Raw genomic sequence first — 25,244 nt, forward strand, 5'->3', positions numbered from 1 at the left:
AGGCTGTCGCCCATGCGTATGCCCGCCACCGCCGACCGCAGCCGACCGCGCGTCCTGGTCGTCGAGGACGACGACACCATCGGCCGCCACCTCCACACCGGTCTGCGCGGCAACGGCTACGCACCCACCTGGAGCCGCACCGGCTCCGCCGCCCTGACCGAGGCCGCGAGGTCCTCGTACGACGTCCTGCTCCTGGACCTGGGCCTGCCCGACATGGACGGCCTCGACGTCGCCCGCGACCTGCGCGCCCGCCGGCCCGACCTGCTGATCATCGTCCTCACCGCCCGCACCGACGACATCGACGTGATCGCCGGGCTGGACGCCGGAGCCGACGACTACCTCGTCAAGCCCTTCAGCCTCTCCGTGCTGCTCGCCCGCCTCCGCGCCCACCTGCGCCGCCGTACCGTCGCCGCGCCACCACCGGAACCCGTCCACCTGGCCGACCTCGTCCTCGACATCTCCGCCCGCCGCTGCACCCTCCACGACGAGGAAGTCCCGCTCCGCCCCAAGGAGTTCGACCTGCTCACCGTCCTCGCCCAGCACCCGGGCGAGGCCGTCTCCCGGGAGACCCTGATGGCCGAGGTCTGGGACGAGAACTGGTTCGGCTCCACCAAGACCCTCGACGTCACCATGGCCGGCCTGCGCCGCCACCTCACCGAGGCCGCCGACACCGCGGCCCACGCCGGCAGCCTGCCCCGCATCACCACCCTGCGGGGGCACGGCTACCGCCTGGAACTCTGACGGCCCCCGGTCGAGCAGCAACCATGGGTCCCCGTCAACTGCGCCCCCAGGGCGGCTGAGCAGGTGCGAAGTCCGGGCAGGGAGAGGCTTCGGCGTGACCGACGGTGGCGGTGCCCCCATCGGCGGCCCGCTCGACGGTAAGCCGGGGGGATAGCGAGTTAGGGCAGGCTTCTTCAAGCGTCTACAGATCTGTAGACTGCATGTGGTCGTGCCGTTGCTCGTGGGCACCGTTGCTTGCGTGACGACGGTCATGTCGCTTTCAAGGTGCAGGCAGGAGGACGCGGGGTCAGAGACGCTTCCGGACTGCACAACGCCCCAAGACGAGGGTCGGAACATCACCCTCCGACCAGCCCTCCCGTGCAACCGACTCAGCCCGAGCACGGTCGCAGCCAGAGCCGGACCCTTCCACGGTGATGCCATTGCTGACAGCCTCGGCCGCCTTGCTCCCGGTCAACCCGACTCTCGCCTGGGTCCTGGCCGTCCTTCTCGCCGCCGCCGTCGCCGTGGCCGCCCTCACCAAGCTGACGCCCGATCAGGGCACCAGCCGGGCCAGGGAGATAGTGACCGCCGGCCTGCGCGCGGCCGTCCAGCTCGTGCTGGTCTCCGTGGCCATCGGCTGGGTCGCCCACTCCCCCACCGGACTGCCCGTGTTCCTGGCGCTGATGTTCACCGTCGCCGTGCGTACGGCCGGCCGCCGCATCACCTCCGACAGCACGTGGTGGTGGACGGCCGTGCCCATCGCAGCCGGCGTCGTACCCACTGTCTCGCTGCTGCTGTCCACCGGCCTCGTGCCGGTGACCGGCATCACGATGATCCCGGTCACCGGCATCCTGATCGGCGGCGCGATGACGGCCACGGTCCTGGCCGGACGGCAGAGTCTGGCAGTGCTGAGGCTGCGTCACGGCGAGGTCGAAGCCGCGCTCGCACTGGGCATGATCGATCGCGACGCCAGGGTGGAGATCGCCCGTTCGGCCGCTTCGGAGGCGCTCGTCCCGGGGCTCGACCAGACCCGAACGGTCGGGCTGGTCACACTGCCCGGCGCGTTCGTCGGCATGCTGCTCGGCGGAGCCGATCCCGTCACCGCAGGCGCGGTGCAGTTGTTCGTTCTCGTCGCTCTGATGGCCGTTCAAGCGGTCGCCGTCGCCACCACCTTGGAGCTGATCGCACGCGCCCGCATCACCGATCTACCGCGCCATGAGAAAGCACCCGACCCACGTCCCTTGCGGATCCCGTGGCTCACTCCTCGGCGACGGACCAGACCCGAGCAGCCGGGCCGGACGCAAGCGCCGTGAGAGGCGCCTCTAACGGCGCAGGGGGCGACTGGCCCAGTCGGCCGCGCCACGCGCACAGCGGCAACGGTGTGTACGGAGCAGGAGAGGCCGGCGCCGAGACGGACCCAGCGATCATGGCAGTCAGGGTCGTGGCGTGGCTGAGCGCCCGCGACCAGGTCGAACTCGGCCAGCTCATCGGCCTCGCCGCCACCGCCACCCTGCTGCTGCGCCGCTACGGCACCGCCCTCGCGGCCACCCGACCCCTCACGGCAACACCCGCGTGAACGGCGGCGGGCAGGTGGACACCGACGACCTGCCCGCCGTATCGGGAGAAGCTCAAGTGCCACAAGGTGAAGTGCGTGGCACGAGAAGGAGCGCGCCGGTCGGTCGCCGGGCCGAACCGGTCATGGGCCCTCCTCGCCCTGGGCGATCTCCACCTGGTGGTGAAAGGCGACGACGCCGGTTGTTCCGGCAGCGACAGACAGGACCGTACAGGCCACGAGGAGGAACGCGGTCCAGCGCGTGGGGCGTGAGCGTCCCTCGGAGGATTCGAGGAGTGCGGTGACGCGCTGCGGAACCGGGCCGGTCGTCGCCGCAGGCGCGAAGTCCGGGCGGGCGGACCGCGCGGCGTGGCTGGCCAGAGCGGCGCGGGCGATGGCCGTGGCGATCAGGCGCCGGTCGCCGATGGCGCCGGCAGCGGCCTCGTCGGCGGCCCGCTCGGCAGCGAGCCGAATGGTGTCGCGGACGGGGCGCAACGCGGGGTGACAGTGGGCGGAAAGTTCGGCGGCGGCCAGGAAGTAGTGGTGGCCGGCCCGGTTGTGGGCGCGTTCATGGGCGAAGAGGGCTTCGCGTTCGGCGGATCCCAGGCTGCGCAGCATCGCGGTGGTGACGACGATCCGGTGGGGCCTTCCGGGCAAGGCGTACGCGTCCGGATATGGCGAATCGACGACGCACAGGTCGCCGGCGGCAGGGCGGCGGTCAGCCTGCGTTCGAGCGGTACGGAAGGCACGAGCCTGAAGGAAGGCCGAGCGCACAAGGGTCCATGCGCCGAGGGTGAGCACCCCGGTGGCCGCCGCGGCGGCGGGAAGGACGAGGTAGTCCGAGGGGGTGCTCAGGGGGTGAACGAGTTCGCCGAGAGCGGCGAAAGCGGGGAACTTCAGCAGTCCCGTCAGAACCAGGGCCCCGAGAGCGGCGACGCAGGCCCCCGCCAGCGCCAGGGCCGAGACCGTAAGAACCCGCAGCGCGGTGGCGGGAGCCAGACGGTCGAAGGTTCGGCGGGCCAGCCTCGGCGCGAGGAAGGGCAGGACCAACGGTACGAACAGCAGAGCCGTCATCGCTCGTCACCCTCCAGAAGCCGGCGCAGGAACTCCTCGTCGCCGGGGTTGAGCTGGGCGACGAAACGGGCTAGGACCGTCTCCCGGTCAGCGTCCCGGTCGAGAACGGTGTGCATGCGCCGGGCGGTCAGACCGGGAGCGTCCTGCACGGGAAAGTAGGCGTATCCCCGTCCCTGCCGTTCACGGCTGACGACGCCCTTCTCATGCAGGCGGGTCAATATCGTCGTCACCGTCGTGCGGGCCAGTCCGAAGCCGAGCCCGGTCTGCACCCGCCCCGGCGTGAGCGGGGCACCGGCGGTCAACAGCACAGCCATGACGGCGGCTGCGAGCTCACCGGCCGGCCGCCTCTCGTCGGTCATGGGGACCAACCTCACCTCCGTCAACGTCTGCCGTTCAGCAGACCGTCTACAAAATTGTAGTCGGTACCTGGCGCCGCCCATGGATGGGACGCGTGTCGGGCGATGCGGGCCAACGGATCCGCCCCGCCATCCTCGACGCATCCGGGCACAGCCCGTTGCTGGAGCAAGGAAGGCACACGCAGTCGCCGGTTGCGGCGGATCCACGAGATCTCACCGTCACCATGGCCACCGGTTCAAGGATCGCGACGCACTCGACGTGGTGGGTCATCGAAGAGGTCTGAACGATGACGGCTCACAGACCCGCGCCACGACGGCGCGGGCGGCCTCAGCGCAGGGGGATCGCTCGCTGGACGGCGGGCGGCGCAGCTCTCACGATGACCATCACCCTCCTGGACGTGACGAGTTCGGTGGCGGCGCCGCCCCTACAGGGTGTCACCGTCCTCGGCGACGGCGCCTACATCAACACCGGCCTGGTCGTCCCGCACCGCAAACGCCCCGGCCGGCCCTTGCTGGCGGGCGAGGAAGCCGACAACAAAGAGCATCGCCGGGTCCGCGCGCGAGTCGAGCACGCGATCGGCCGTCTGAAGCAGTACAAGATCCTCCGCGACTGCCGACAGCACGGCGACGGCCTCCACCACGCAGTCCAGGCCGTCGCCCACATGCACAACCTCGCCCTGACCGCGTGATCAGCACAGCCGCAGGTGGGCCCTGACCTGCAATCTCACGGTCTTCTGCAACGCGCTTTAAGTGCTGTCCCGTAACCGCTGGTCGGGTGCCATGATCTTGCCGTGGCTGGTGTGATCACGGCGTCGGAGCCGTCTTGGATAGCCCCCGTTCAGTGGATTGAGCCCACAGCAGTTCGGCAAGTTGGTCACCGCGCTACGCCGCGAAGGGGTGGCCCCGACCTGCAGGGGCAGGCCGTGGAGCCTGCCCCTGCAGGACCGGGTTCTGCTGGTCACCGCGTACTGGCGGACGAACCTGACACTGCGCAGGCTCGCCCCGCTGTTCGGGGTGTCCAAGTCTGCTGCCGCCCGGATCGTCGATCGTCTCGGGCCGCTACTCGCCCTGCGACAACGCAAACGGTTCCGCAAAGAAACCGTGCTGATCGTGGACGGCACCCTGACCCCCACCCGTGATCACACGGTCGCCGAGCAGTCGAAGAACTATTCGGTACTCCACCAACCATCAGGTCGTCATCGACGCCGACACCTGTCTCGTGGTCATCGTCGGCAGGCCAGTTCCCGGCAACCGCAACGACTGCAAGGCTTGGGAACTGTCCGGCGCCAAAGCAACTGTCGGCCGTACCACCGTGATAACCGACGGTGGCTACCGACGCACCGGCCTGATCATCCCGCACCGACGGGAACCAGGTCAGAGCGACCTCCCGGCCTGGAAAGAGGAACACAACTCCTCCCACCGCAAGGTCCGCGCACGGGTCGAGCACACCTTCGCCCGCATGAAGACCTGGAAGATCCTTCGAGACTGCCGTCTCAAAGACGCCGGCATCCACCACACCACGCTCAGAATCGCTCGCCTCCACAACCTCACCCTCGCCGGGTGACCGGCAGGCAACAGCAGGACAGCCAATACGACAGAGACCAGGAAGCAGGCCGGCTATAACTCCTGTCTCAGTCGCGCCCAGGTATGAGTGTCCAGGCTGTCATGGGGGCCAACGCGGGAGAGCTCGGCGCCGTCGCGTCCCAGAGCCACGATCACGGGACGAACTCCGCGGCTGATCTGGGGAGACGTCCAAACAGCGATGAGACTGCGCTGCTCGGGAACCTCGATCCGGCGGACACCAATGAGAACGTGCCTCACATCCCGCCCGAGGCACACTTTGACGCAACCGATCCATGGGGCCGCGATGATGGAGCGCGGAGGGTCAAGACTGCGGGTGAGACTGAGCACGCCCCCTCCGTCGCTAACGTCGAGCACATCGACGTCGACAGGATCGTCTCCGGATCCGCTGCCGCCCCCCGCATACCGCCACTGCTCGCCGAACCACTCCAGAAGCGCGATGTGCTCACGTATCCGCGATGACTTCGGACGCCACAGGATCCAGATCGCCCCGACACCGGCCGTGTCGTCGACATCGGCCGACACCACGGTCAGCAGGCGCCTCGGCATCCACCACGGTTGCGTCTCATCTCCCGCCAGCGCCCGCTTCACCACGCCCCGCAGGAAACTCTCCCACCGGAGCCCCGCCCACAAGGCCTCTCCCCATGCCTGCATGCGCCTGGGATACCCGGCGCGCGAGGGCATCAAGCCCGATGCCGTTGAGGCAACACCTCACAACCTCCGGCCAAAAGATCATTGCGGGAGAGCCCTTAGACATGCCCAACCGCCACCGTCGCCTACGAGCAGGTCCCTTAACTGGTCCAGTTGCCCTTAGTTCCGCCTACGCTGCCGGGCACACTCATATCGTGTCTCCGCAGGGGGTGTGGCATGGCGCGGGTGGTCGGCGTGCACGGTGTGGACGAGCAACTGCTCAGTGAGGAGAGCCTCCTCAGGGACGGGCGGCCGGCGCTCCCTGATGGGCTGCGCCGCTTTCACGAGATCCGCGGCCGACTGCCGGCGCACCTGCCCGGCCTGCAACCGGAACTGAAACTGCACGCGGGGGTGATCCTGCACTGGCGGCACCTGCCCAGCAGGCTGGCCATCGACTGGGCGCCGGTGCCGTTGTGGTTGCGACTGGGCCTGTCGGCACTCGCTGTGGGTACCTTCGCCTCCGCGACACGCGACGCGTACGCCGTCATCGGGTTTCCGCGCCCACCGGCGCGATGGCCGTGGCAGGCGCCCGGGGTCGGCGCACGCCGGCCCGGGCCGGCGTGGAGCGGGGCCGCCGAGTGAAGTCCGTACGGCTGCACCGGACGACCTTCGTCGCGGCGGGGATATACAACATCGCATGGGGCTGCTACGCCGTGTACAACCCGCAGTGGTTTTTCCACCTCACCGGCATGGCCGCATCGAACACCCCGCAGATCTTCGCGACGCTGGGCATGGTCCTGGGACTGTACGGAATCCTGTATCTGGAGGTGGCCCGCGTTCCGACCCGCGGCTGGCTCATCGCGGCGGTCGGGATGACGGGCAAGGTCCTCGGCCCCGCCGGCCTGCTCTGGCTGATCGTCACGGGAAAGTGGCCGGTGGACTCGATCGTCCTCGTCTCGACCAACGACCTGATCTGGTGGATACCGTTCGGCCTCTACCTCAAAGACGCCTGGCCGTGGTTCCTTCGCGATCTCCAGACACCTGAGCGGGATTCCCCAGCAGCGTGACCCGCGTGGGCGGGATCGAACGTACGGGAAGGGGATCGTCCCGGTAACGGGCTTGGCCGCTGCGGACGTATCGCGGGCCGCAGCCTGGGGCCGCCGACGATGGCGGTCCAGACGCCTACCGGAATCCTCGGAAGAGACACCTGCGTAACTCCCAAAAGATATCGATCGTTATGCGAGCGCACATCACCAACCTGGCCAGAAACAAGAGGACTTGTTCAATGCCGCACGGCAGCGCACTGCGCAGCGCGATCGCCACAGCCCGCACCACACCTTTGATCGGCGTGTACGACATGTACTCGGCATCGATCGCGGCCCAGCACTATGACGGCTTCTTCGTCTCGGGATTCGGGTTCGCGGCGTCCCACTACGGTCTGCCGGACATCGGCTTCATCGCGTGGCCGGACATCGTGGCCTTCACGGAACGGCTCCGCTGGGCCTTCCCCCGACACCACCTGCTGGTGGACATCGACGACGGCTACGGCGACCCGGAGGTGGCCTGTCATGTCGTACGACGTCTGGAACAGGCCGGTGCCTCGGGGGTGATCCTGGAGGACCAGAAGCGCCCTCGCCGGTGCGGTCACGTGGCGGGAAAGCAACTCCTGCCGCTCGACGAGTACCTCGACAAACTCGAACGGGTGCTGGACTGCAGGACCGAGCTGACAGTGGTCGCACGGACCGACGCCACCGACGACGCCGAGATCCTCACGCGCGCCAAAGCACTCGCCGCCACCGACGCCGATGTGGTGCTGGTGGACGGCGTGCGTGACATCGAGGCGATCCGCCGGATCCGCGACACCATCGGTGACAAGCCCCTGCTGTTCAACCAGATCGCCGGCGGCCGCTCCCCCCGTTTGTCACTGAGCGAGTTGGCGGAACTCGGTGTGGACGTGGCGATCTACAGCACCCCCTGTCTTTTCGCCGCGCACGAGGCGATGGACAAGGCTCTGACCGACCTCAAGGCGACGGACGGGCGGCTCCCGGCAGGAGGGAACGACGCGGTCGGCGTCCCCCAGTCCGTCGAACTGCTCACCCGAAACCTCCGGGGGACGCTGGGCACCCACCACGGCTGACATCACGGAGGCGCGGAGACGGGCCGGTGGTGATCCGGCTCGGCAACGCGGCACAAGGTCGCGGTCATACCGATTCCCGGGGGGGGAGAGAGAACGGAGGCTGCCGGCGCCACATCGGCCACGTCGTCGGGGTGTTGGACTCGTTCAGGGGGCGGGGGCTGTGTTCATGCGGTGGTGGTAGTGGCCGAGGACGCGTCCGCCCGGTCCCGGCTCGTCGATGTGCAGCGCGCAGCAGCTTTGCACCAGGCGGTCAAAGACGACCTCGTCCGCAATCCGTGGGTAGTGACAGCCCAGCGGATGACGGTCCTCGCGGTCAGGAAGAAGCGCCAGGAACTGGTCGCGAACCGGCTTGAGCAAGCATGATGGAACAGCAGGCACGGACGCCCCGAAAGATCATGAAGCGTAAGAACTCCATGATCGGGGACCGTGCCTGCACCGCGTCACCCGTGTACTGGCGGACGCCCCGACACGGAGGTGCGGGGGCGCCCGGCATGGGAGCGCGTCAGCTACGTGCTCGACCGGCATGCCGCCGGCAGACGGCTTCTACGTGTGGGGCTCATCAGAGCCGACGACGTGAGTCGGTCCGTCATTTGGCGGCAGGGGTGCAAGATCGAAGGGATGTGTCACCCGGCGCCGTGCGATGCGCCAAATACCTTCCTCGCGGCGGTATTCGTCTTCGTAGGTACCTCCTCCAAGACTCCATCGGCGGTCGGGAAGCTGGGCCATGACCACGACATCGGATCGCCCCGTCGCGCTGTCACCGTCGATGTCCACTGTGTGGTTGGCGGTGGCATGTTGCATGATCGGGAAGGTCCGCCACTGCTGCTCCACGGCGGCACAGATAGCGTCGAATCCGATGAATATCCGGTCAGGGCCGGTTTCCCACGCGGCGTCCGTTGCCCAGATCGCCTCCCAGCGGACACGGTCTCGATGATCGGCACCCACGCAGTAGTCGTGGGCCAGGCGGCGCAGTGCGAACTCGGCCTCGACCCGATCGAGGCGAGCCGTGAAATTGCCCAGCATCGTCATGCCGGGCAGGCTACTGAGAATCGATGGCCCGCGAGACCGCAGCCAATCACTGCGATGCAAACTTCGGCGAACTCCGCCGCAGCGCCGAACGACGGAAAGCCACGATCGAGTTCGTCATCGCCCTGGCCTGCGTCTTCGTCACCGTTCGCTGCCTGATCCACCCGGCCCGAACCCTCTACCGATGGGACATACGACCCCACACCTCCGCATCCGATGACCTACTGGCGGACGCTCTAACAGATACTCATCTCTTTCCCCCCGCCTTCGGCTATCCTCCGAGGGATTCGCCAGGGCTGTGCAACGCCCGCCGCAGCCGGCTTCGCCCCAGGGCCGGGCGGCAACTCGCCGGGCGGAGTCCCGTGTTCTCCTCGCTGTCCCCCGAAGTGCCCGACGGCCTTCCCGGATTCTCGAAGGAGCATGAAGTGCGTGTGAAGGTGCGTGTTCGACAGCGCCCGCAACTGACGGGGTTTCGCGCAGTAGCAACAACAGTCGCGGTGTCCGCGGCCCTCGTCGTGCCCCTCGCTGCGACCCCGTCGAGTGCCAACACGGTCCGCGAGAGTGCGGCCGTCGGCCCGCGGACGCTCGCGGTGGTCCGACAGGACAGCACTGCGGAGACTCACGCTCATCTGCGGGAGTTGGCGCGGAAGCTGGTGGAAGAAGGAGTGCCCGGGGTGACCGTGCGGGTGGACGACGGTCACGGCAGGCCCATCGAGATCTCCGAGCAGGCCGCCTGGACGAAGAAGGACCATCGGCTCACGGCGGACGACGAGGTGCGAGAAGCGTCCAACACCAAGACGGCGATGGCCACCCTCGTCCTGCAACTGGTCGCTGAGCACAGACTCGCCCTCACCGACCCGGTCGACAAGTGGCTGCCCGGCCAGGTGCGCAACGGCAGAGCGATCACCCTGCGCATGCTGCTCAACCACACCAGTGGGCTGTTCGACTACACCGAGGACCCCGCCCTCGCACCGGCCCTCACCGGCCGGGACTCCCACGTATGGACGTCGAAGGAGATCCTTAGCCTGGTGAGCAGACACCCGGCGCTGTTCGAGCCCGGCACCGCATGGTCGTACAGCAACACCAACTACATCGCGATCGGCGCCGTCCTGGAGAAGGCCACCGGCAAGAACCTGGCGGCGCTGGTGCGCGACCGGATCACCCGGCCCCTGGGGCTGCGGCACACCTTCTACGCCACCGGCTCCGCCTGGCCCGACCGGCACGCTCACGGCTACGAACCCGACGCCGCCCACATGCCACCGGACGTCCCCGACGAGTTCAGGAACTACGCCGGACCGCAGCACGACGACCACGTGGACGTCACCGGCGACTACGTGACGGCCGACGGAGCGGATGCCGCGATCGTGTCCACCGCCGGTGACTGGTCCCGTTTCTACGGCGCGCTGATGTCCGGCCGCCTGCTGCCCGCCGCCCAACTGACAGAGATGCGCACCACCGTGCCGGAGAACGGGCCGGGAGACCCGGACGAACTCGGCTACGGGTTGGGCATCGAGACGGCGAAGACCGACTGCGGCACGGTCTGGGACCACGTCGGCATCGTCCCGGGCTACGCGACCTACAACGTCACCGACCCCACCGGCCGACGCACCGCCGCTTTCTTCTTCGCCACGTCCACTCTCACCAAACAGGCGCACCAGACCGGCGCGGCCCTGATGGACGCGGTCAACTGCGCCATCTTCGACTGACCAGCGCGTTTCCGTGGGAGCCGCTCCGAATCACGATGTGAAACGCTTGACTGAGCGGTTCCAACTTGAGTGATCGGGCGGTGAGTTGGCGTGCGGGTGGTGTCCGTGAACAGGCGAAGCTCCTGGTAGACGGGTTGTCGACCAAGGTCAACCTGTCCGCGTGGATGTGGTCACCAGCGGCGGACAGATCGTACTGTCGTCTGCCGACCTGCGCGGTCTGGGGCCCAGGCGTTCGAGGCTCTGTGCGTGATCGGCCGTGAGCAAGGCGGCACCGATGCCCTCGTGGCCGAGGACATCGGACCGTTGCCGCTGCTGACGGCCGGAGCTTTGCGGGCCGCTGCAACCTGACCGGCGGGTGGTCAGTCCGGAGCGTGGGTTTCGGTGACGGCGAAGCCGGCTACTGCTCGATCCGAGACAGGGGCGCTGCGGCATCGTTGGAGTCGCGCGCCGCCTTCCAGGATCCGACAGCGGCAACAGCAGCGACCATCGCCACGGCCAGAGCCAAGGCCGTGATCGGGTCGGTGGTGGTCATCAAAGCAGGACGGTATCCGTACCCCGACCATGCAGCTCGCCGCGCGCGGCGCTAGCCGCGCGCCGGGCCCTGTTGTCGGCGTACACCCGTATCTGCCCAGGGCCACTTCGACGTGTGCACCGACACCTGTGGCCGTTGCCGTCGCCGGCAACTGAGAAGTGCCGCCGTGCACCCCGAAGAAGGCAGGCGCACTCTGTGGACATGAGCGGAAACAGACCCGTAGGCCCGCCTCCGGGACCGACGTCGGATCACACGCCGTCCCCTGCCGTCCGTGCCTCATCCCTCCGCGGATGGATCACTCACACCGCGGTCGCTCTCGGTGGACTGCTGTTGGGAGTCCTGATCGGCATCGTCGGGTCTGGAGGGGGCAAGGACTCTCCTTCCGCCACGGTGACCGTGACCGCCACCGCGACGGGCGCAGCCGTACAGTCGGGTGCCACTTCCCCCAGCGCCACTGCCGGGCCGCAGCAGGAGGCCGCGCCCAAGGAAGGGATTCCCGGCGATGGAACCTTCCTGGTGGGCAAAGACATCGAGGCCGGCACCTACCGCAGCGAGGGCAAGAACAAGTACGGCTGCTACTGGGCACGCTTGAATGACACGACCGGCGAGGGAAGCGCCATCATCGCCAACGGCAACGCCCAGGGCCCGGCCATCATCAAGATCGCCGCAGCTGACAAAGCCTTCCAGACCACCGACTGCAAGCCCTGGAAGAAGATCGGCTAACGACCAGCCAGCGCAACTCCGGCCGCCGCGGTCAGCGGCGACCGGTGGCCAAGATGACGAGGAACTGGCCGCCGCCCGCCTCGATGTCGGCGGTCACCGGCAGCCCCGGTACAAGTCGGGAGAACCGGTCCACGAGCCAATCTGCCGCCTCTTGGGCGTCCCGCCTGGTCGGACAACGGCCGACCATCTCGCGGCCTCCCTTGCGCTCCAGCCTCCCCGCAACGGTGATCAGCGGCGCGGGTTCGACCACGTACAGGCGGTCCGGCCAGGCGATGACCACCTTGACCGCGCCCTTACGGGTGTTGCACCCACGGTGCGCGAGCCGTTCGACGACCTTGGCCTTCCGGTCGGCGGTCCGACTGTCGACGCTGGGCCCCCGCGGGTCGTTCACCGACTCGTCGGGATCGACCGCTTCGTCACACACCCAGCAGCGCCAGCCGTCACGCTCGGCCACATCATCAAGGAGACTCACCCGAGCAAACTAGCCTGCCCGGCCACCACCCCGCACACCAGGTGCTCAAGGAACGGGGCAACCTGCCAGCACCAGGCACCACGCCCAGATCTCTCGGCTGCCCACTCCACGGACCGGCCACCGGCACGCCAACGCGGGCGGCCGGGCCGAGGCGGCCGTCGGCCAGTGGCTGCGCAGGAACCCCGGAACGCTCGGCGTGACCACCAAGATCGGTCACGACACCACCGGCCAGGACATCCCGCTCAGCCACCAGTCGGACGGCCAGTACCGAGTCGTCCGGCTCCGGAATCGATCCATGAACCGCCCCCGGTGACGTGAGGCATCGGAAATCCGCCGACCACCTGTTGGTAGGTGTGCGCGACGCGCAGCACGGCGGCGTCGTCGAGGCGCCTGCCGGTGATCATCAGGTCGGTCGGGTGGCCTCGACAACGCTGTGTGTAGGCGGTCGGCCGACGGGATCCCCTTGGCAGCGCAGGGGGCTGTCGGCATGACCAGCACATCGTGTCGTGTTGAGTCACCGTGCGGCGTCGTAGGCCGAGCAACTCGGCTGACGGGCGGGGACGTTGGTCCGGAACGCGGCGAAGGCGGCGTCGACGGAGAGTGTCCAGCGCTCCGCCGGAAACCCGACCCGGCACACGGCTCGTGGGATCGTCTCGGCGAACGCTACGAAGGACAGGAGCTGTCAGGCAACGGCCGGAAGATCGGGCGGTCGACGCGCGTGGGTGGCCTGCTCCACGCCGTAGGCCAGACTCAACAGGTCCGCCTCGTGATAGGGCAGTGTCATGAGTTCCAGCCCGACGGGCAGGCCTTCGTCGGTGAATCCGGCGGGAAGGCTCACCGACGGCATCCACAGTTGGGATGCGATCACCGTGTCGGTCGGGAACTCCAGACAGCTCCACCGTGAAGCGAGCACTTCATCACGCGTCGGGGCCGCGATGCGCACGTCTGGGAAGCAGAGTGCGAGACTCGGACGTTGAAGGTCGTGGAATAGAAGCGGTGGGCCTCGCGGACGTCCGGTGCGTCGAAGCACATGTGCCCGCCTTCGGCTTGGCCACCATCAGATACCTGCTGACGCACCGGGACCTCGTCCTCGCCGCCACCCCGCCGCCCGTCCGTCGGCGTCCGCCGCGCCCATATCGCCGGCCTGCTGCGGGAGACCGGCACGGAGGGCGACGTGGAACTGCTCACCGAATCACTGCTGTCCTACCTCGCCCCGGCTCTCCTCGACCACCTCGTCCATCATCGCGGAATACCGCAGGAACGCGTGGAAGCCGGGTGGCGGAACCTGCTGGAGATCGCGACGAATGCGGTTGACGGCGTCACACGAGGGGTTACGGGCGATCGCCGTCCAGCGCACCCGACATGAGCCGGCGGACCACCTCGGTCAGCAGGTCGGTGCCCGCGCTGATGTCGTGGTCGTGCGTCGACTCGCCCTCGTTGTGGGAGATTCCCTCGATGCTGGGCACGAACAGCATGATCGCGGGGGCTACGTCCTTCATGTTGACCGAGTCGTGTCCCGCGATGGTCATCATGGTCTGGTGGCTGAGGCCCAGCTCGTCGGCGACGCGGCCGGCGAGTTCGACGCCGGCCGCCGGGAACGATGCCACGCCCCAACCGTGTGTCTGTACCTGCTCGATGGAGACCGAGGCGCGTTCCTCGATGCCGGGGATCGACTCGGCCAGCTTCTTGGCCGCCGCGTCGAGGAGGGCTTCGTCGGGCGAGCGCAGGTCGACGTGCATGCGTACCTCGCGGGCCACCACCACAGGGGAGTTGGGCTCGACGGTCATCTCGCTGACCGAGGTGTGCAGGGGCAAGTCCGTGCTCTGCTCGGCGAGTTCACGTACCGCGACGACGAGGAGCGAGGCGCCGAACAGGGCGTCGCGTCGGTCCGCCATGACGGTCGACCCGGTGTGCGACTGCTCGCCGCGCACCACGACCTGGTACTTGCGTGCCGCCCAAGTGGCGTCCACCAGGCCGATGGTGAGCCCCTTGTTCTCCAGGTCGCGGCCCTGCTCGATGTGGATCTCGGCGTACGCGGCGACGTCCGGTCCGGGGTAGTCGCCGATCGTGCCGATCCCGCGCAGGGCGGTCTCGACGGTGGTGCCTGCGGGGTCGGTGGTCGCGAGGGCGGTGTCGGCGGGCAGCTTCCCGGTGAACACGGCGCTGCCCATCATGCTCGGCTTGAAGCGGGAGCCTTCCTCGTTGAACCAGTTGACCACCGCCACGTTGTACTTCGGTACGGCGTCCGAGTCGCCGTACTGCCGCACGGCCCGGTGCGCGGCGTGCGCCGAGGCCAGGACGCCGTACGCCCCGTCGTAACGGCCGCCCAGCGGCTGGCTGTCCAGGTGGGAGCCGGTGAGGACGTAGGGGGCTCCGGGCGTGGCGGTGAAGAGTCCGAACTGGTTGCCGACTCCGTCGTAGCGGACCTCGGCACCGCGGGCGGTCAGCCACTGATGGAGCCAGGCGCGCTGTTCTCCGTCGGCGGCGGTGGCGGCCTGGCGGTCGACTCCACCGGCGCGGGTGGCACCGAAGGCGGAGAGGGTCGCGAAGTCCTTCAAGAGGGTGGCGTCGGGGGTGCTCATGTTCACGTCCTGTCGGGGGTTGCGGGAAGCGGGGGTCGGGGGCTCAGGCGGCGGTCGCCGGTGCGCGGACCGCGGGGTCCTGGATCAGGTGCAGTACGGCCGGGAGTCCGCTCGCGCGGGCGCGGCGGAACGCCTCGCGGAAGTCGCGGTGCGAGGTCACGGTCTCGCCGTACGCGCCGTACGAGCGGGCCCATGCGGCGAAGTCCGGGTTGGTGAGCCGGGTACCGGACGGGCGGCCGGGGTAGGCGCCCTCCTGGTGTTCGCGGATCGTGGCGTAGCAGCCGTTGTCGACGACCAGGGCGACGAAGACGGCGCCGTGGCCCACGGCGGTGGCCAGTTCCTGGCCGTTCATCAGGAAGCAGCCGTCGCCCGCGACCGACACGACCTCGCGTCCGGGGAAGACCAGGGAGGCGGCGACGGCGGCCGGTATGCCCATGCCCATGGCGCCGTTGCGGGGGGCGACGAGGGAGGCCGGGGTGCGGTGCGGAAGGTGGCGGGCCGGCCAGAGGGCGTGGTTCCCGGCGCCGTAGGTGATGACGGTGTCGGGGGTGAGTTCCTCGCGCAGCACGCTCATGACCGCGGTGAGGTCGACGTAGGTGTCGTCGTCCGGGGTCGTCGGTTCGGGGGCGGGAGTGGAGAAGTGCGCGTGTGCCTCGCCGGCCGCCTTGAACCATGCGATGTCGGCGTCCGGTGACGCGGGCGTGGTGACCAGGTCGAGGACGAAGGACGGTGCGTGGGCCGAGACGAACTGGTCGATGCGGCCGCTGTGGCCCTGCGCGTCGCCGGGGAGGACCAGCACCGTCTCCGAGTCGAGGCCGCGGGTGTATCCGTCGCTGAGGACGTCGCCGCGCGGGGCGCCGAGGAAGACGGTGAGGTCGGCCTCGTCGAGCAGTCGGGCGGCGTGGTCGCCTCGGCCGTAGCCGAGTGAACCGGCGTAGGCGCCAGCGCCTTGGAGGTCGTGGGGGACGGCGTCGTAGGCGCGGAAGTCGGCGAGGACGGGGATCGCGTGGCGGGTCGCCCAGCGCATGAGTTCCTGGCCGCTCTCGGCGGTCCAGCCCTCGCCTCCTACGACGATCAATGGACGGCGGGCGTGCTCGAACCGCCGTACCAGTTCCTTGAGTTCGGCCTCGGCGGCGCGGGGGCGGGGCACCGCGAGCGGCTCGACCGAGCGGGAGGGACCCACAGGCAGGGTGAGGACGTCCTCGGGAAGGCCGATCACCACGGGACCCGGCCGACCGCTCCGCGCCACATGGACGCTCTCCGCGACGACCCGGGCGGCCGAGGTGGGGTCATCCAGCATGACGACCTTCTTCGCCGTGCTGCCGAACCACCCGGTGAGGTCGAACTCCTGGAAGGACTCGCGGCCCCGGTCGGATACCGGGACCAGGCCGACGAAGAGGAGCATCGGGGTCGCGTCCTGGTACGCGGTGTGGACGGCGATGAAGGCGTTCGCGGCACCCGGACCCCGGGTGACCATCGCGACCCCGGGCAGCCCCGTGAGCCTGCCCTCGGCCAGTGCCATGAAGCCGGCGCCGCCCTCGTGCCGGGTCACCACGGTGGAGATCGGTGAGTCGTGCAGGCCGTCGAGGACGTCCAGGAAGGACTCGCCGGGAACGCCGTACACCCGCCGTACGCCTTCGCGCTCCAGCTGCGCGACGAGCAGATGGCCGGCGGACAGGAGGCGCTCGGAGGGTTCGGGAGACTCGGGTGCGACGTTCGCCATCGGGGGTGTGTTCCTTCTCTTGAGGCCGCGGGTGCCCGGTCAGTGTTGCTTTCGGAGGCGGTCGCGGGCACGGGGCAAAGGACCCCGGATACGGGCGCCGCGATGTGCAGATGAACAGGAGTGGATGCGGGGACCGGGTCCGTAACACGAAGTTTTCATCCAGTCTTCGTGGTGCGACGTGGCGCATTGGTCATCTGCACAGTCGACGGGCCGTGGCGGTGTGCTTCTGCTCCTTGTGGCCGGTGAAGGGGGCGATGCACGGTGGGCCGACCCGATGGCGCCCGCACAGCACCCAGCCGCTTCCTCTGCTCAGACCGGAGTCCCCATGACCGCTCCCGCCTCCCCGCCGACCCCCGACAGCCGGCTCGACGCGACGAAGATGCGCAGGATCTCCCTCGCCAGCATGGTCGGCACCACGGTCGAGTGGTACGACCTGTTCCTCTTCGGCACCGCCTCCGCGCTGGTCTTCGGCAAGGTGTTCTTCCCCGAGTTCGACGGTGCCGTCGGCACGATCCTGTCGTTCCTGACCTTCGCCTCCGCCTATCTGGCACGCATGGTGGGCGCCGTGCTCTTCGGTCACTTCGGGGACCGTCTGGGCCGCAAGTCCATGCTGCTGATCTCCCTGACGGCGATGGGCGTGGCCACCTTCGCCATCGGCCTCGTCCCCGGCTACGGCACTCTCGGCGTGGCCGCGCCCCTGCTGCTGCTCGGCCTCCGCGTGGTCCAGGGCCTCGCGCTCGGCGGCGAGTGGGGCGGTGCCGTACTGATGACCGTCGAGCACGCGCCGGCCGATCGGCGCGGGTTCTTCGGGTCCATGGTCCAGATCGGCGTTCCGATCGGGACGCTGCTCGCCAACGGGGCGTTCCTGCTGGTGGCGTCCACCACGAGCGACGACGCGCTGTACTCGTGGGGCTGGCGGATCCCCTTCCTCGCTTCGGCGCTCCTTGTCGGCATCGGTGTGTACATCCGCCTCCACATCGAGGAGACGCCGTCCTTCAAGGCCGTCCGCGACGAGGGTGCCAAGGCGAAGATCCCGTTCGTCGCCCTGATGCGCCGGTACTGGCGCCAAGTCCTGCTCGGCGGTGTCGCGACCCTGTCCACGGGCTCGACCTTCACCCTCATGGTGGCCTCCGGCGTGAGCTACGGGACAGGCGACCTCGGGCACTCCAAGAACCTGATGCTGTGGGCGGTGATGGTGTCCTGCGCCGTCGCCTTCATGGCGATCCCGTACTTCGGGCGGCTGTCCGACCGGGTCGGCCGCAAGCCCGTCATCTACGCGGGCATCGCGGCGGAGGCCGTCCTCGCCTTCCCGTTCTTCTGGCTGCTGGACACCGGATCGGCGCCCCTGGTCTTCGTTGCCTACGCGCTGATGATGCTCGCCTTCTCCGCCAACTACGGCCCCATCGCGACCTTCCTCGCCGAACTCTTCGGCACCCACGTGCGCTACTCGGGCCTCTCCGTCGCCTACATGCTGTCGGGCCTGCTGGGATCCGCCGCGACACCCGCCATCACCGCCTGGCTCCTGTCGGCCACCGGGAACAGCTCCTCGATCGCCTGGTACGTCCTCGGCGCGGCGACCCTGTCCCTGCTGGCCCTGTTCCTGCTCGCCGAGACCCGGTTCGGGGACATCGACGAGCCGGGCGTGGCATCCCGGTCCGCCGGCCGCCCGATCGGGGCCGTCGCATGAGCAGCGGTACGAGCACGGATACGAGCCTCGGCGGGATCACGCGCATCGACTCACCGCCGGACGTCCCGGCCGCCGTAGGCCCCTATGTCCAGGCGACGTCCGCCGGCGGTTTCGTCTTCACCACCGGCCAGATACCGGCCGCCCCGGGACAGTCGACCGGCACCTTCGAGGACGACGTCCACGCGACCCTGCGCAACCTCGAAGCCGTGCTCCACGCGGCGGGCTCCGACCTCGACCACGTCGTCAAGGTCAACACCTACCTCAGCTCACCGGACCAACTCGCGCCCTACAACAAGGTCTACGAGACCTACTTCGCCGACCGCCGGGCGGCGCGGACGACGGTGTGCGTGGGCCTGTGGGGCGTGACCCTGGAGATCGACTGCGTCGCGGCCGTCAGGCCGGAGGGAGAGCGGTGAACGTCACGGCCCCGGCTCAAGCAGCCCTCGCACAGGCCGAGTTGCTGGAACGCCTCCAGCACGTCGACCTCCCCACCCTCGGCCACCTGCTGGAGGACGGCTTCGTCGATCCGGCGATACGGCGGCTGGGGCAGCCGCGTCGGATGGCCGGTACGGCCGCCACGCTCGCCCTCGACGCTCCGGACGCCACGGCGGTCAACCGCGCGCTCGTCGCGCTGCGCCCCGGCGAGGTGCTGGTCGTCGACATGCGCGGCGACCACACCCACGCGCCGATCGGCGCCGTCACGGTCGCGGCGGCGCGAGCGCGTGGCGCCGCGGGCATCCTCGTCGACGGCGTGGTGACCGACGTCGACGCGCTCGCGAATCCGCACTCCGGCCTGCCGGTCCACGCCCGAGGCAGCAGTTGCCTTACCACCAAGCGGCTGGACGGCGAAGGCGGGCGGCACCAGGTGCCCGTGGACATCGGCGGTGTCCGTGTAGCGCCGGGCGACATCGTCCTCGGCGACGCCAACGGCGTCATCGCCCTGCCGCCGGCCGCACTGGCCGCCGTACTGCACCAGGCGGAACTGTCCGACGCTGCCGAACCGGAACTCCTCGCACGGATCCGGGCGGGCGAGGACCTGCGGACACTCCTCCACCTCGGCTGATCCACCTTGGCTCCGCGAAGGAAAGAAGACACACGTGACGGAATACAAGATCGTCGACCCGGCCACGAACAGGCTCGTGCGGCGGTATCCGACATCGGACGACGCCACGGTCGACCGCGCGGTCGAGGCGGCGGCAGCTGAGTTCGCCGACTGGCGACGACGCCCGGTCAAGGAACGCGCCGAACTCGTCCTCGCCGTGTCCCGGGAGTTCGGGAAGCGACGCGAGGAACTGGCCGCGATCATCACCCGCGAGATGGGCAAGACCACCCGCGAGGCACTCGGTGAGGTGGACCTGTCGGCCGCGATCTTCGCGTACTACGCCGAGCACGGCCCCGACTTCGCCGCGGACCAACGGCTCGACATCCGCGGCGGCGACGACGTGGTCGTACGCTCCGAACCGCTCGGTGTGCTCCTCGGCGTCATGCCGTGGAACTACCCCTACTACCAGGTCGCCCGCTTCGCGGCGCCCAACCTCGTCCTCGGCAACACGATCATCCTCAAGCACGCTCCCAACTGCCCCGAGTCGGCGCAGGCCATCGAGGACATGATCCGGGCGGCCGGACTGCCGACCGGCGCGTACGTCAACGTGTACGCCACCAACGAGCAGGTCGCCCGCGTCATCGCGGACCCGCGGGTCCAGGGCGTGTCGCTCACGGGCTCGGAACGCGCCGGGCGTGCGGTGGGCGAGGTCGCGGGCCGCCACCTCAAGAAGTACGTCCTCGAACTCGGCGGCTCCGACCCCTTCGTCGTCCTGCCCGACGCCGACCTGGAGGCCGCCGTCGGCGCGGCGGTCGAGGGCCGGATGGGCAACGCGGGCCAGGCGTGCACCGCCTCGAAACGGTTCATCGTCGTCGACTCCGTCTACGACCGTTTCCTGGACGCTTTCACCGACGCGGTGCGGGGCCTGACCGTCGGGGACCCCACCGACGAGGGCGTCTCCTTCGGCCCCCTGTCCTCCGATGAGGCCGCCCGGACCGTGATCGCGCAGGTGGACGACGCGGTGGAGAAGGGCGCGACAGCGGTGGCCGGCGGCAAGCGGCTCGCCCGCGAGGGTGCCTTCGTCGAACCGACCGTCCTCTCCGGCGTCACGCCCGGCATGCGCGCGTACCGGGAGGAGATCTTCGGCCCGGTCGCGGTCGTCCACCGCGTCCCCGACACCGCGACGGCGATCCGCCTCGCCAACGACACGCCGTACGGCCTGGGCAGTGTCGTGTTCGGCCGCGACCTCGACGCCGCGAAAGTCGTCGCCGACGCGCTCGACGTCGGCATGGTCTCGATCAACGGCCCCTCCGGCACCCAGGAGGACCTTCCCTTCGGCGGGGTCAAGCTCTCCGGCGTGGGGCGGGAACTGGGCGCGTACGGCATGAGCGAGTTCGTGAACCGGAAGGTCGTCCGCGTACGGGGCTGAACCCGTTGCTGCCGGGCGGGAAGGAGCAGGCCAGGATGGAGCACATGCACACTCCGACCTCGCCCTCGGCCCTGCCTCCGCCGGACCCGCATGTCGTCGCGCTGGCACGCCAGTGCCTGGAGGAGATCGACAGCCTGGTCGACGAATGGGCCGAGTACGTGGGACCGCTGCGTGCCTCCTATTCGGAGCTGGTCTCCCCGCAGGAGTTCCGCGACAGCGCCTGGCAGGCGTTCGAGGTGCTGCTGCGTACCGTCGCCCGGCTGCCGGTGCCCGAACACATCGCCGGTGTGTCCGAGCGGGTCGGCGAACAGCGTGCCCGGCAGGGTGTTCCGCTGGACGCGCTGCTGCAGGCCGCCCGCGTGGACTTCCGGGTCGTGTGGGCCGCGCTGGTGCGGCGCGCGGGGGACGAGGGCAGGGCGCAACTCGTCAACTCCGCCTACTACGTGTGGGAGGCGGTCGAGCACCACGTCACCGGCATCATGACCGCCTACCAGCGCACCGTGCTGGAGATGGGGCGGCGGACGGAGGACGAGCGGCGGCTGTGGTTCAGCCGGCTCCTCGACAGCGACGGCCGCAACCCGACCGTCGTGCAGGACGCCGCGCGGGCGCTCGGGTTCCAGGTGTCCGGACGCTTCCTGTGCGCGGTCACCCCTGGAGGCGGCGAGGCGTCCCTGCGCGGCGTGGCGAACGCACTCCGTACGCTCGGTGCCCCGCTGCAACAGCAGGCGGTCGCCTCGGACATGGTCCTGGTCGTCCAGCTGAGCCCCAGACTGACCCGGGACGCGGTACTGGCACAGCTTCAGGGAACACCGTGCGGAGTCTCCCCCGAGGTGACCGGACTGACCGAACTGCCCCGCGCGGTCACTCTGGCGACCGCCACGGCCCGCGTCCTGCCGCCCGACGCCACCGAACCGCACCGCCTGGAGGACAGCTGGCTCGACGTCCTGGTCCACCGGGCCGGGGACCTCGGCCGGGATCTGGCGGCCGACGTGTTCGGCGGCCTGCACGCGGGAGCGCCCCCTGCGGAGGCGGACCGGCTCCTGGAGACCGTCCAAGTGCACCTTTCGGGCAGCGGCTCCGTCGCCGACACGGCCGCCGCCCTGTACTGCCATCGCAACACCATCCAGCAACGCCTCAACCGCTTCGCCGAACTCACCGGCCGCGACCCCAGACGCCCCAAGGACGCGGCGCTGGTGGTACTGGCCCTCAGCGCGAATCGCCTGCGCCAGATGTGAGGCCGGAATGCGCCGGACCTGGTGGTTGGGCCGGATCTCGCTTCTTGCCTCACTGGCGATGCCCGTCTGGGTCAGGGAGCCCGGACCCGATTGTCCGCTCGTTGGCCGGGCCGGAGCGGTCTCCCGGACGACTCGCCGCGACACAAGCGCGACAACAGCGGGTGATGGTAGGCCCCTGCCGAGGAGTGTGGACGGCCGACGTGAGAGGAAGTCGCCCGGCCGATCTACGACTTCGATGCCGTGGCGGACGAACGGCGCACCCGTGCGGACGATCTCCAAGCCGCCGATAGCGTGCTCGCGGTCCTCATCCGACCCGGGCTGATCAGGCGCCAGGGACAGCAGAAGAAGGCGACTTCTTTCGATCGGGTATTGCGAGCTGCAATGCCCAGACGCCGCCTTCAGGGCAGGAAGATCACGAGAATGGCAGCATACGTACTGGTGGCGAGGGTCGTGACGTAAGCCTCCTGCCACCGCGGGCCCCGTGAAGACGCCATTTTGGGGTGGCGGGTACGCAAGGCGCTGGCGACAGTGGCAGCGACTGTGAGGGCCAGGCCGCTGAGAATGATCACATTCGCTGTAGTGACATTTGCTGTCACATGTAATCCAGCAAGCACCCTCAAGGCCGTGCCTGTCAAGACCGGGAGGACTCCGAGTCCCGCTACCCAGAGCGCGGCATTGTCCGCGTCTTCCTGCGAGCCAATCCACTCCTTCTTTTTCCACTCGTCGTAGTTGGGCGAGTGGATCGGATGAGTAGCCCAGCTGTCTCCCAGCGCAAGTGCAGTAAAGAAGACCCCGAGGGCTCCGGATATGCCAGTGATCAACTGGAGGAGGAGCTGGGCATCGGGTAGCGCTAGAGAAGCGAGTAGTTCGAACGCTGCGACCACATCGACGAGTGCGATGACGACCGGAACAGCGGCGAACATCACTGCTGATGTCAAGTTTGGGGTGAGGGAGCTCTCTCCACCGATGGCAGCCATGGAAATTGCTCCGATGATGCTGCCGATGACTGTGACCACGAGAAGTCCTGCCGCGAACGCAGCGGCCGGGCTGTGACGTTGGAGGTCAGTGAGGTTAACAAACACGACGACGACTGCGGGCACTGCCAGCGCGCCGAACGTTCCAACGATGGGTGCGTAACCAGCTGCGCCCCTCCGCGCGTCGTAGTAGCCCTCGGCAGGGTCGTGCGCGTTCTCCGGCGGCGAACCGAGCACCGAGGGAGTGGCGTCGGGCCGTACCGCCTTTTTGCTCGTCGCGAAGGCGATCAATCCAGTTATCGCTAAGGCAGCAAGAATCCGTTCTCGATTTTTCATATGCCCCCCGGAGATCCTCCATGAGGTTACGCGTCCGCTCGGAGCATCTGTGGCGAAGATGCGAATCCGTGATGTCTTGAGCCTCGCTGCATTCCATCGAGTGTGATTGCGGAGGGGCCGGAACACAAGGAGGAGCTACTCAGCACGGAACGAGCTCACGGCTATGCGCAGTTGGGCACACCACCGTGGGAAGTCGCCGGGTTGATCTATTCCTTCGAGACGGTCGCGAACGAGCGTCGCCCGCGCGGACTGCTTCTTGGTCGCCGACGATGCTGGAAGTCCTTGCCCGACGTGGACCGATCCAACCAGAGGCAACTGACCGAATGGCAGCGAAGTGGTCAGCCAGCGCGCGGCTGTACCTGTGCGTCCGTGTGTCTGCGACAGGCTCTCGGCCAGAGGTCTACGCCGGAGCGCGTGCTGGCCACCGACTCGCAACGGGGGGCTGGCCCGTCACCACGGGGGAGGCGACGGGCCAGGCCTGAACCCACGGTGCCATACCTGTACTCGGCCCGCCCGGTCTGCGAGCGAAGTCGCTACTTCTAGAGCAGCCGCAGGACGCCGACGACTTTGCCCAGGATCTGCGCCCCGTCGCCGGGGATCGGCTCGTATGCCGGGTTGCGGGGCATGAGCCATACCTGCCCGTCCTGTCGGCGCAACGTTTTGACCGTGGCCTCGTCCTCCAGGAGCGCGGCGACGATGTCGCCGTGGTCGGCACTGTCCTGGCGTCGCACGGTCACGATGTCGCCGTCACAGATCGCGGCGCCGATCATGCTGTCGCCAGTGACCGTCAGGGCGAACAGGTCGCCGTCGCCCACGACTTGGCGGGGCATGGCGTAGACGTCCTCGACCGTCTCCTCGGCGAGCAGGGGCGCGCCGGCCGCGATGCGTCCGACGAGGGGGACGTCGACCTGCGTCCCGGTCCTGCCGTTCAACTCGGGCACCCACGTGGGCCGGACCCGGTAGGCGCGGGGACGGTGCGGGTCCCGGAAAAGGACACCTCTGCTCTCCAGAGCCATCAACTGGTGCGCGACGGACGAGGTGCTGGCGAGGTGCACGGCCTGGCCGATCTCGCGCATCGACGGCGGATAACCCTGCCGGTCGACCGCCTCCCGGATGTAGCTGACGATGGCCGACTGACGGGCCGTCAACTGTCCCTCGGCCGCTTGAGGGCCTGGGGGACGGCCGCGGCGAGCCGACGTGCTGTTGTCCATCCCGGCACCTCCGTACAAGATCTCCCAGGTCGTGACCCTAACCTGCAATATCCCCGGAATGGAACACCTTTTCGACTCCCTTCGGGCCCGTCGTCGCACGGCGGATCGCTGTGTCTGCCGCTTTCTCGTGACCTGAGTAGTACGACGACCGGGATGTCATGCCACCAGGAGCCCGACGTGGTTGCCCGGGTGTGCGACAGGTCTGGCCCATCGCCACGGGGGAAGGCGATGGGCCAGACCTGGATCCACGGTCCCACACTCGTCTTGGGCGTGTTCGCTCTCCGGGTGAAGTCTCCGCAGGACGGTGTGACGTGGACTCCTCGGGAACCCGCGTGACCGCCAAGCAGGACCTCGTATCCACGGGAATGGCGATGGCGGCATCCACAGGGTTTACCTTCGGATTGCAGGCCTCTTCGCGCAGTGTCGGGCGTCGGCGTTGTCAAGTGGTCGCGGACCCCACTTCACCCCACTTCGACAGGTGACGCGAGGCGCCAATAAGGGGCAATACGTTCTCTG

General features: G+C 68.8%; 25 protein-coding genes and 2 pseudogenes. 15 read left to right on the forward strand and 12 right to left on the reverse strand.

Annotation, left to right across the window (positions count from 1 at the left end; genetic code table 11):
• Positions 1-12 precede the first annotated feature (12 nt).
• From R2B38_RS44855 to R2B38_RS44865, 3 genes are all read left to right on the forward strand, one after another.
• A complete protein-coding gene (locus R2B38_RS44855) occupies positions 13-741 on the forward strand; it encodes a response regulator transcription factor (RefSeq protein WP_318021971.1) in 729 nt (242 codons plus the stop codon).
• Positions 742-1,154: 413 nt separating this feature from the next.
• Positions 1,155-2,033, forward strand: a complete 879-nt coding sequence (locus R2B38_RS44860; protein ID WP_318021972.1) for an ABC transporter permease — start codon at positions 1,155-1,157, stop codon at positions 2,031-2,033.
• 113 nt (positions 2,034-2,146) lie between these two features.
• Complete coding sequence (locus R2B38_RS44865) at positions 2,147-2,296, forward strand: hypothetical protein (protein WP_318021973.1); 150 nt, start codon at positions 2,147-2,149, stop codon at positions 2,294-2,296.
• 120 nt (positions 2,297-2,416) lie between these two features.
• Here R2B38_RS44865 and R2B38_RS44870 read toward each other — a convergent pair whose 3' ends face one another.
• Both R2B38_RS44870 and R2B38_RS44875 read right to left on the reverse strand, forming a co-directional pair.
• Entirely contained in the window at positions 2,417-3,346 is a 930-nt protein-coding gene (locus tag R2B38_RS44870; protein WP_318021974.1) for a M48 family metalloprotease, read from the reverse strand.
• Positions 3,343-3,705 carry a BlaI/MecI/CopY family transcriptional regulator gene (locus R2B38_RS44875; RefSeq protein ID WP_318021975.1) on the reverse strand — a complete coding sequence of 121 codons (363 nt, stop codon included), beginning with the start codon at positions 3,703-3,705 and terminating at the stop codon, positions 3,343-3,345. Before R2B38_RS44875 ends, R2B38_RS44870 begins: the two co-directional genes overlap by 4 nt.
• Before the next feature lie 374 nt (positions 3,706-4,079).
• Here R2B38_RS44875 and R2B38_RS44880 point away from each other — a divergent pair, with 374 nt between their 5' ends.
• Together R2B38_RS44880 and R2B38_RS44885 are read left to right on the forward strand one after the other, a co-directional pair.
• Positions 4,080-4,391 (forward strand): transposase family protein, encoded by a 312-nt coding sequence (locus R2B38_RS44880; protein WP_411978616.1) that lies wholly within the window; start codon positions 4,080-4,082, stop codon positions 4,389-4,391.
• A gap of 102 nt (positions 4,392-4,493) precedes the next feature.
• Positions 4,494-5,266: pseudogene (locus R2B38_RS44885) on the forward strand (transposase).
• A 53-nt stretch (positions 5,267-5,319) separates the two neighbouring features.
• Here R2B38_RS44885 and R2B38_RS44890 read toward each other — a convergent pair.
• Positions 5,320-5,937: a hypothetical protein gene (locus R2B38_RS44890; protein WP_318021976.1), complete on the reverse strand. Its 618-nt coding sequence runs from the start codon at positions 5,935-5,937 to the stop codon at positions 5,320-5,322.
• Positions 5,938-6,150: 213 nt separating this feature from the next.
• On the opposite strand from R2B38_RS44890, the gene R2B38_RS44895 reads away from it, so the two are divergent.
• From R2B38_RS44895 to R2B38_RS44905, 3 genes are all read left to right on the forward strand, one after another.
• Entirely contained in the window at positions 6,151-6,555 is a 405-nt protein-coding gene (locus R2B38_RS44895; protein WP_318021977.1) for a hypothetical protein, read from the forward strand.
• Positions 6,552-6,980, forward strand: coding sequence for a hypothetical protein (locus R2B38_RS44900; RefSeq protein ID WP_318021978.1), 429 nt, complete (start codon positions 6,552-6,554; stop codon positions 6,978-6,980). Before R2B38_RS44895 ends, R2B38_RS44900 begins: the two co-directional genes overlap by 4 nt.
• Positions 6,981-7,198: 218 nt before the next feature.
• Positions 7,199-8,050 (forward strand): isocitrate lyase/PEP mutase family protein, encoded by an 852-nt coding sequence (locus R2B38_RS44905; RefSeq protein ID WP_318021979.1) that lies wholly within the window; start codon positions 7,199-7,201, stop codon positions 8,048-8,050.
• 237 nt (positions 8,051-8,287) lie between these two features.
• Here R2B38_RS44905 and R2B38_RS44910 read toward each other — a convergent pair.
• Together R2B38_RS44910 and R2B38_RS44915 are read right to left on the reverse strand one after the other, a co-directional pair.
• A pseudogene (locus tag R2B38_RS44910) lies at positions 8,288-8,428 on the reverse strand (IS5/IS1182 family transposase); the annotation flags it as partial.
• A gap of 165 nt (positions 8,429-8,593) precedes the next feature.
• A complete protein-coding gene (locus R2B38_RS44915; RefSeq protein WP_318021980.1) occupies positions 8,594-9,079 on the reverse strand; it encodes a nuclear transport factor 2 family protein in 486 nt (161 codons plus the stop codon).
• 494 nt (positions 9,080-9,573) lie between these two features.
• Between R2B38_RS44915 and R2B38_RS44920 the strand changes: the two genes are divergently transcribed.
• Positions 9,574-10,782, forward strand: coding sequence for a serine hydrolase domain-containing protein (locus R2B38_RS44920; protein ID WP_318021981.1), 1,209 nt, complete (start codon positions 9,574-9,576; stop codon positions 10,780-10,782).
• Positions 10,783-11,179: 397 nt separating this feature from the next.
• Here R2B38_RS44920 and R2B38_RS44925 read toward each other — a convergent pair whose 3' ends face one another.
• Positions 11,180-11,314 carry a hypothetical protein gene (locus R2B38_RS44925; protein WP_318021982.1) on the reverse strand — a complete coding sequence of 45 codons (135 nt, stop codon included), beginning with the start codon at positions 11,312-11,314 and terminating at the stop codon, positions 11,180-11,182.
• Positions 11,315-11,710: 396 nt separating this feature from the next.
• Here R2B38_RS44925 and R2B38_RS44930 point away from each other — a divergent pair, with 396 nt between their 5' ends.
• A complete protein-coding gene (locus tag R2B38_RS44930; RefSeq protein ID WP_318021983.1) occupies positions 11,711-12,037 on the forward strand; it encodes a hypothetical protein in 327 nt (108 codons plus the stop codon).
• Between the two features lie 31 nt (positions 12,038-12,068).
• On the opposite strand, the gene R2B38_RS44935 is transcribed toward R2B38_RS44930, so the two are convergent.
• The 4 genes from R2B38_RS44935 to R2B38_RS44950 all read right to left on the reverse strand — a co-directional run bounded on the left by R2B38_RS44935 (position 12,069) and on the right by R2B38_RS44950 (position 16,814).
• Positions 12,069-12,509 (reverse strand): hypothetical protein, encoded by a 441-nt coding sequence (locus tag R2B38_RS44935; protein ID WP_318021984.1) that lies wholly within the window; start codon positions 12,507-12,509, stop codon positions 12,069-12,071.
• A 682-nt stretch (positions 12,510-13,191) separates the two neighbouring features.
• Positions 13,192-13,539 (reverse strand): amidase family protein, encoded by a 348-nt coding sequence (locus R2B38_RS44940; RefSeq protein ID WP_318021985.1) that lies wholly within the window; start codon positions 13,537-13,539, stop codon positions 13,192-13,194.
• A gap of 301 nt (positions 13,540-13,840) precedes the next feature.
• Positions 13,841-15,091, reverse strand: coding sequence for a M20 family metallo-hydrolase (locus R2B38_RS44945; protein ID WP_318021986.1), 1,251 nt, complete (start codon positions 15,089-15,091; stop codon positions 13,841-13,843).
• 43 nt (positions 15,092-15,134) lie between these two features.
• Positions 15,135-16,814, reverse strand: coding sequence for a thiamine pyrophosphate-dependent enzyme (locus R2B38_RS44950; RefSeq protein ID WP_318021987.1), 1,680 nt, complete (start codon positions 16,812-16,814; stop codon positions 15,135-15,137).
• Between the two features lie 325 nt (positions 16,815-17,139).
• Here R2B38_RS44950 and R2B38_RS44955 point away from each other — a divergent pair, with 325 nt between their 5' ends.
• The 5 genes from R2B38_RS44955 to R2B38_RS44975 are packed head-to-tail and all read left to right on the forward strand — an operon-like array spanning position 17,140 to position 22,207.
• Positions 17,140-18,501, forward strand: a complete 1,362-nt coding sequence (locus R2B38_RS44955) for an MFS transporter (RefSeq protein WP_318021988.1) — start codon at positions 17,140-17,142, stop codon at positions 18,499-18,501.
• Entirely contained in the window at positions 18,498-18,917 is a 420-nt protein-coding gene (locus R2B38_RS44960; RefSeq protein WP_318021989.1) for a RidA family protein, read from the forward strand. Before R2B38_RS44955 ends, R2B38_RS44960 begins: the two co-directional genes overlap by 4 nt.
• A complete protein-coding gene (locus R2B38_RS44965) occupies positions 18,914-19,564 on the forward strand; it encodes an RraA family protein (RefSeq protein ID WP_318021990.1) in 651 nt (216 codons plus the stop codon). Before R2B38_RS44960 ends, R2B38_RS44965 begins: the two co-directional genes overlap by 4 nt.
• A 34-nt stretch (positions 19,565-19,598) precedes the next feature.
• Positions 19,599-20,972 (forward strand): NAD-dependent succinate-semialdehyde dehydrogenase, encoded by a 1,374-nt coding sequence (locus tag R2B38_RS44970; protein ID WP_318021991.1) that lies wholly within the window; start codon positions 19,599-19,601, stop codon positions 20,970-20,972.
• A 35-nt stretch (positions 20,973-21,007) separates the two neighbouring features.
• On the forward strand, positions 21,008-22,207 hold the full coding sequence (locus R2B38_RS44975) for a helix-turn-helix domain-containing protein (protein ID WP_318021992.1): 1,200 nt from the start codon (positions 21,008-21,010) through the stop codon (positions 22,205-22,207).
• A 398-nt stretch (positions 22,208-22,605) separates the two neighbouring features.
• On the opposite strand, the gene R2B38_RS44980 is transcribed toward R2B38_RS44975, so the two are convergent.
• Together R2B38_RS44980 and lexA are read right to left on the reverse strand one after the other, a co-directional pair.
• Positions 22,606-23,472: a hypothetical protein gene (locus R2B38_RS44980; protein ID WP_318021993.1), complete on the reverse strand. Its 867-nt coding sequence runs from the start codon at positions 23,470-23,472 to the stop codon at positions 22,606-22,608.
• A gap of 584 nt (positions 23,473-24,056) precedes the next feature.
• Positions 24,057-24,728: a transcriptional repressor LexA gene (gene lexA, locus R2B38_RS44985; protein ID WP_318021994.1), complete on the reverse strand. Its 672-nt coding sequence runs from the start codon at positions 24,726-24,728 to the stop codon at positions 24,057-24,059.
• Between the last annotated feature and the right edge of the window lie 516 nt (positions 24,729-25,244).

The sequence above is a fragment of the Streptomyces sp. N50 genome, assembly GCF_033335955.1.
GTDB lineage: Bacteria > Actinomycetota > Actinomycetes > Streptomycetales > Streptomycetaceae > Streptomyces.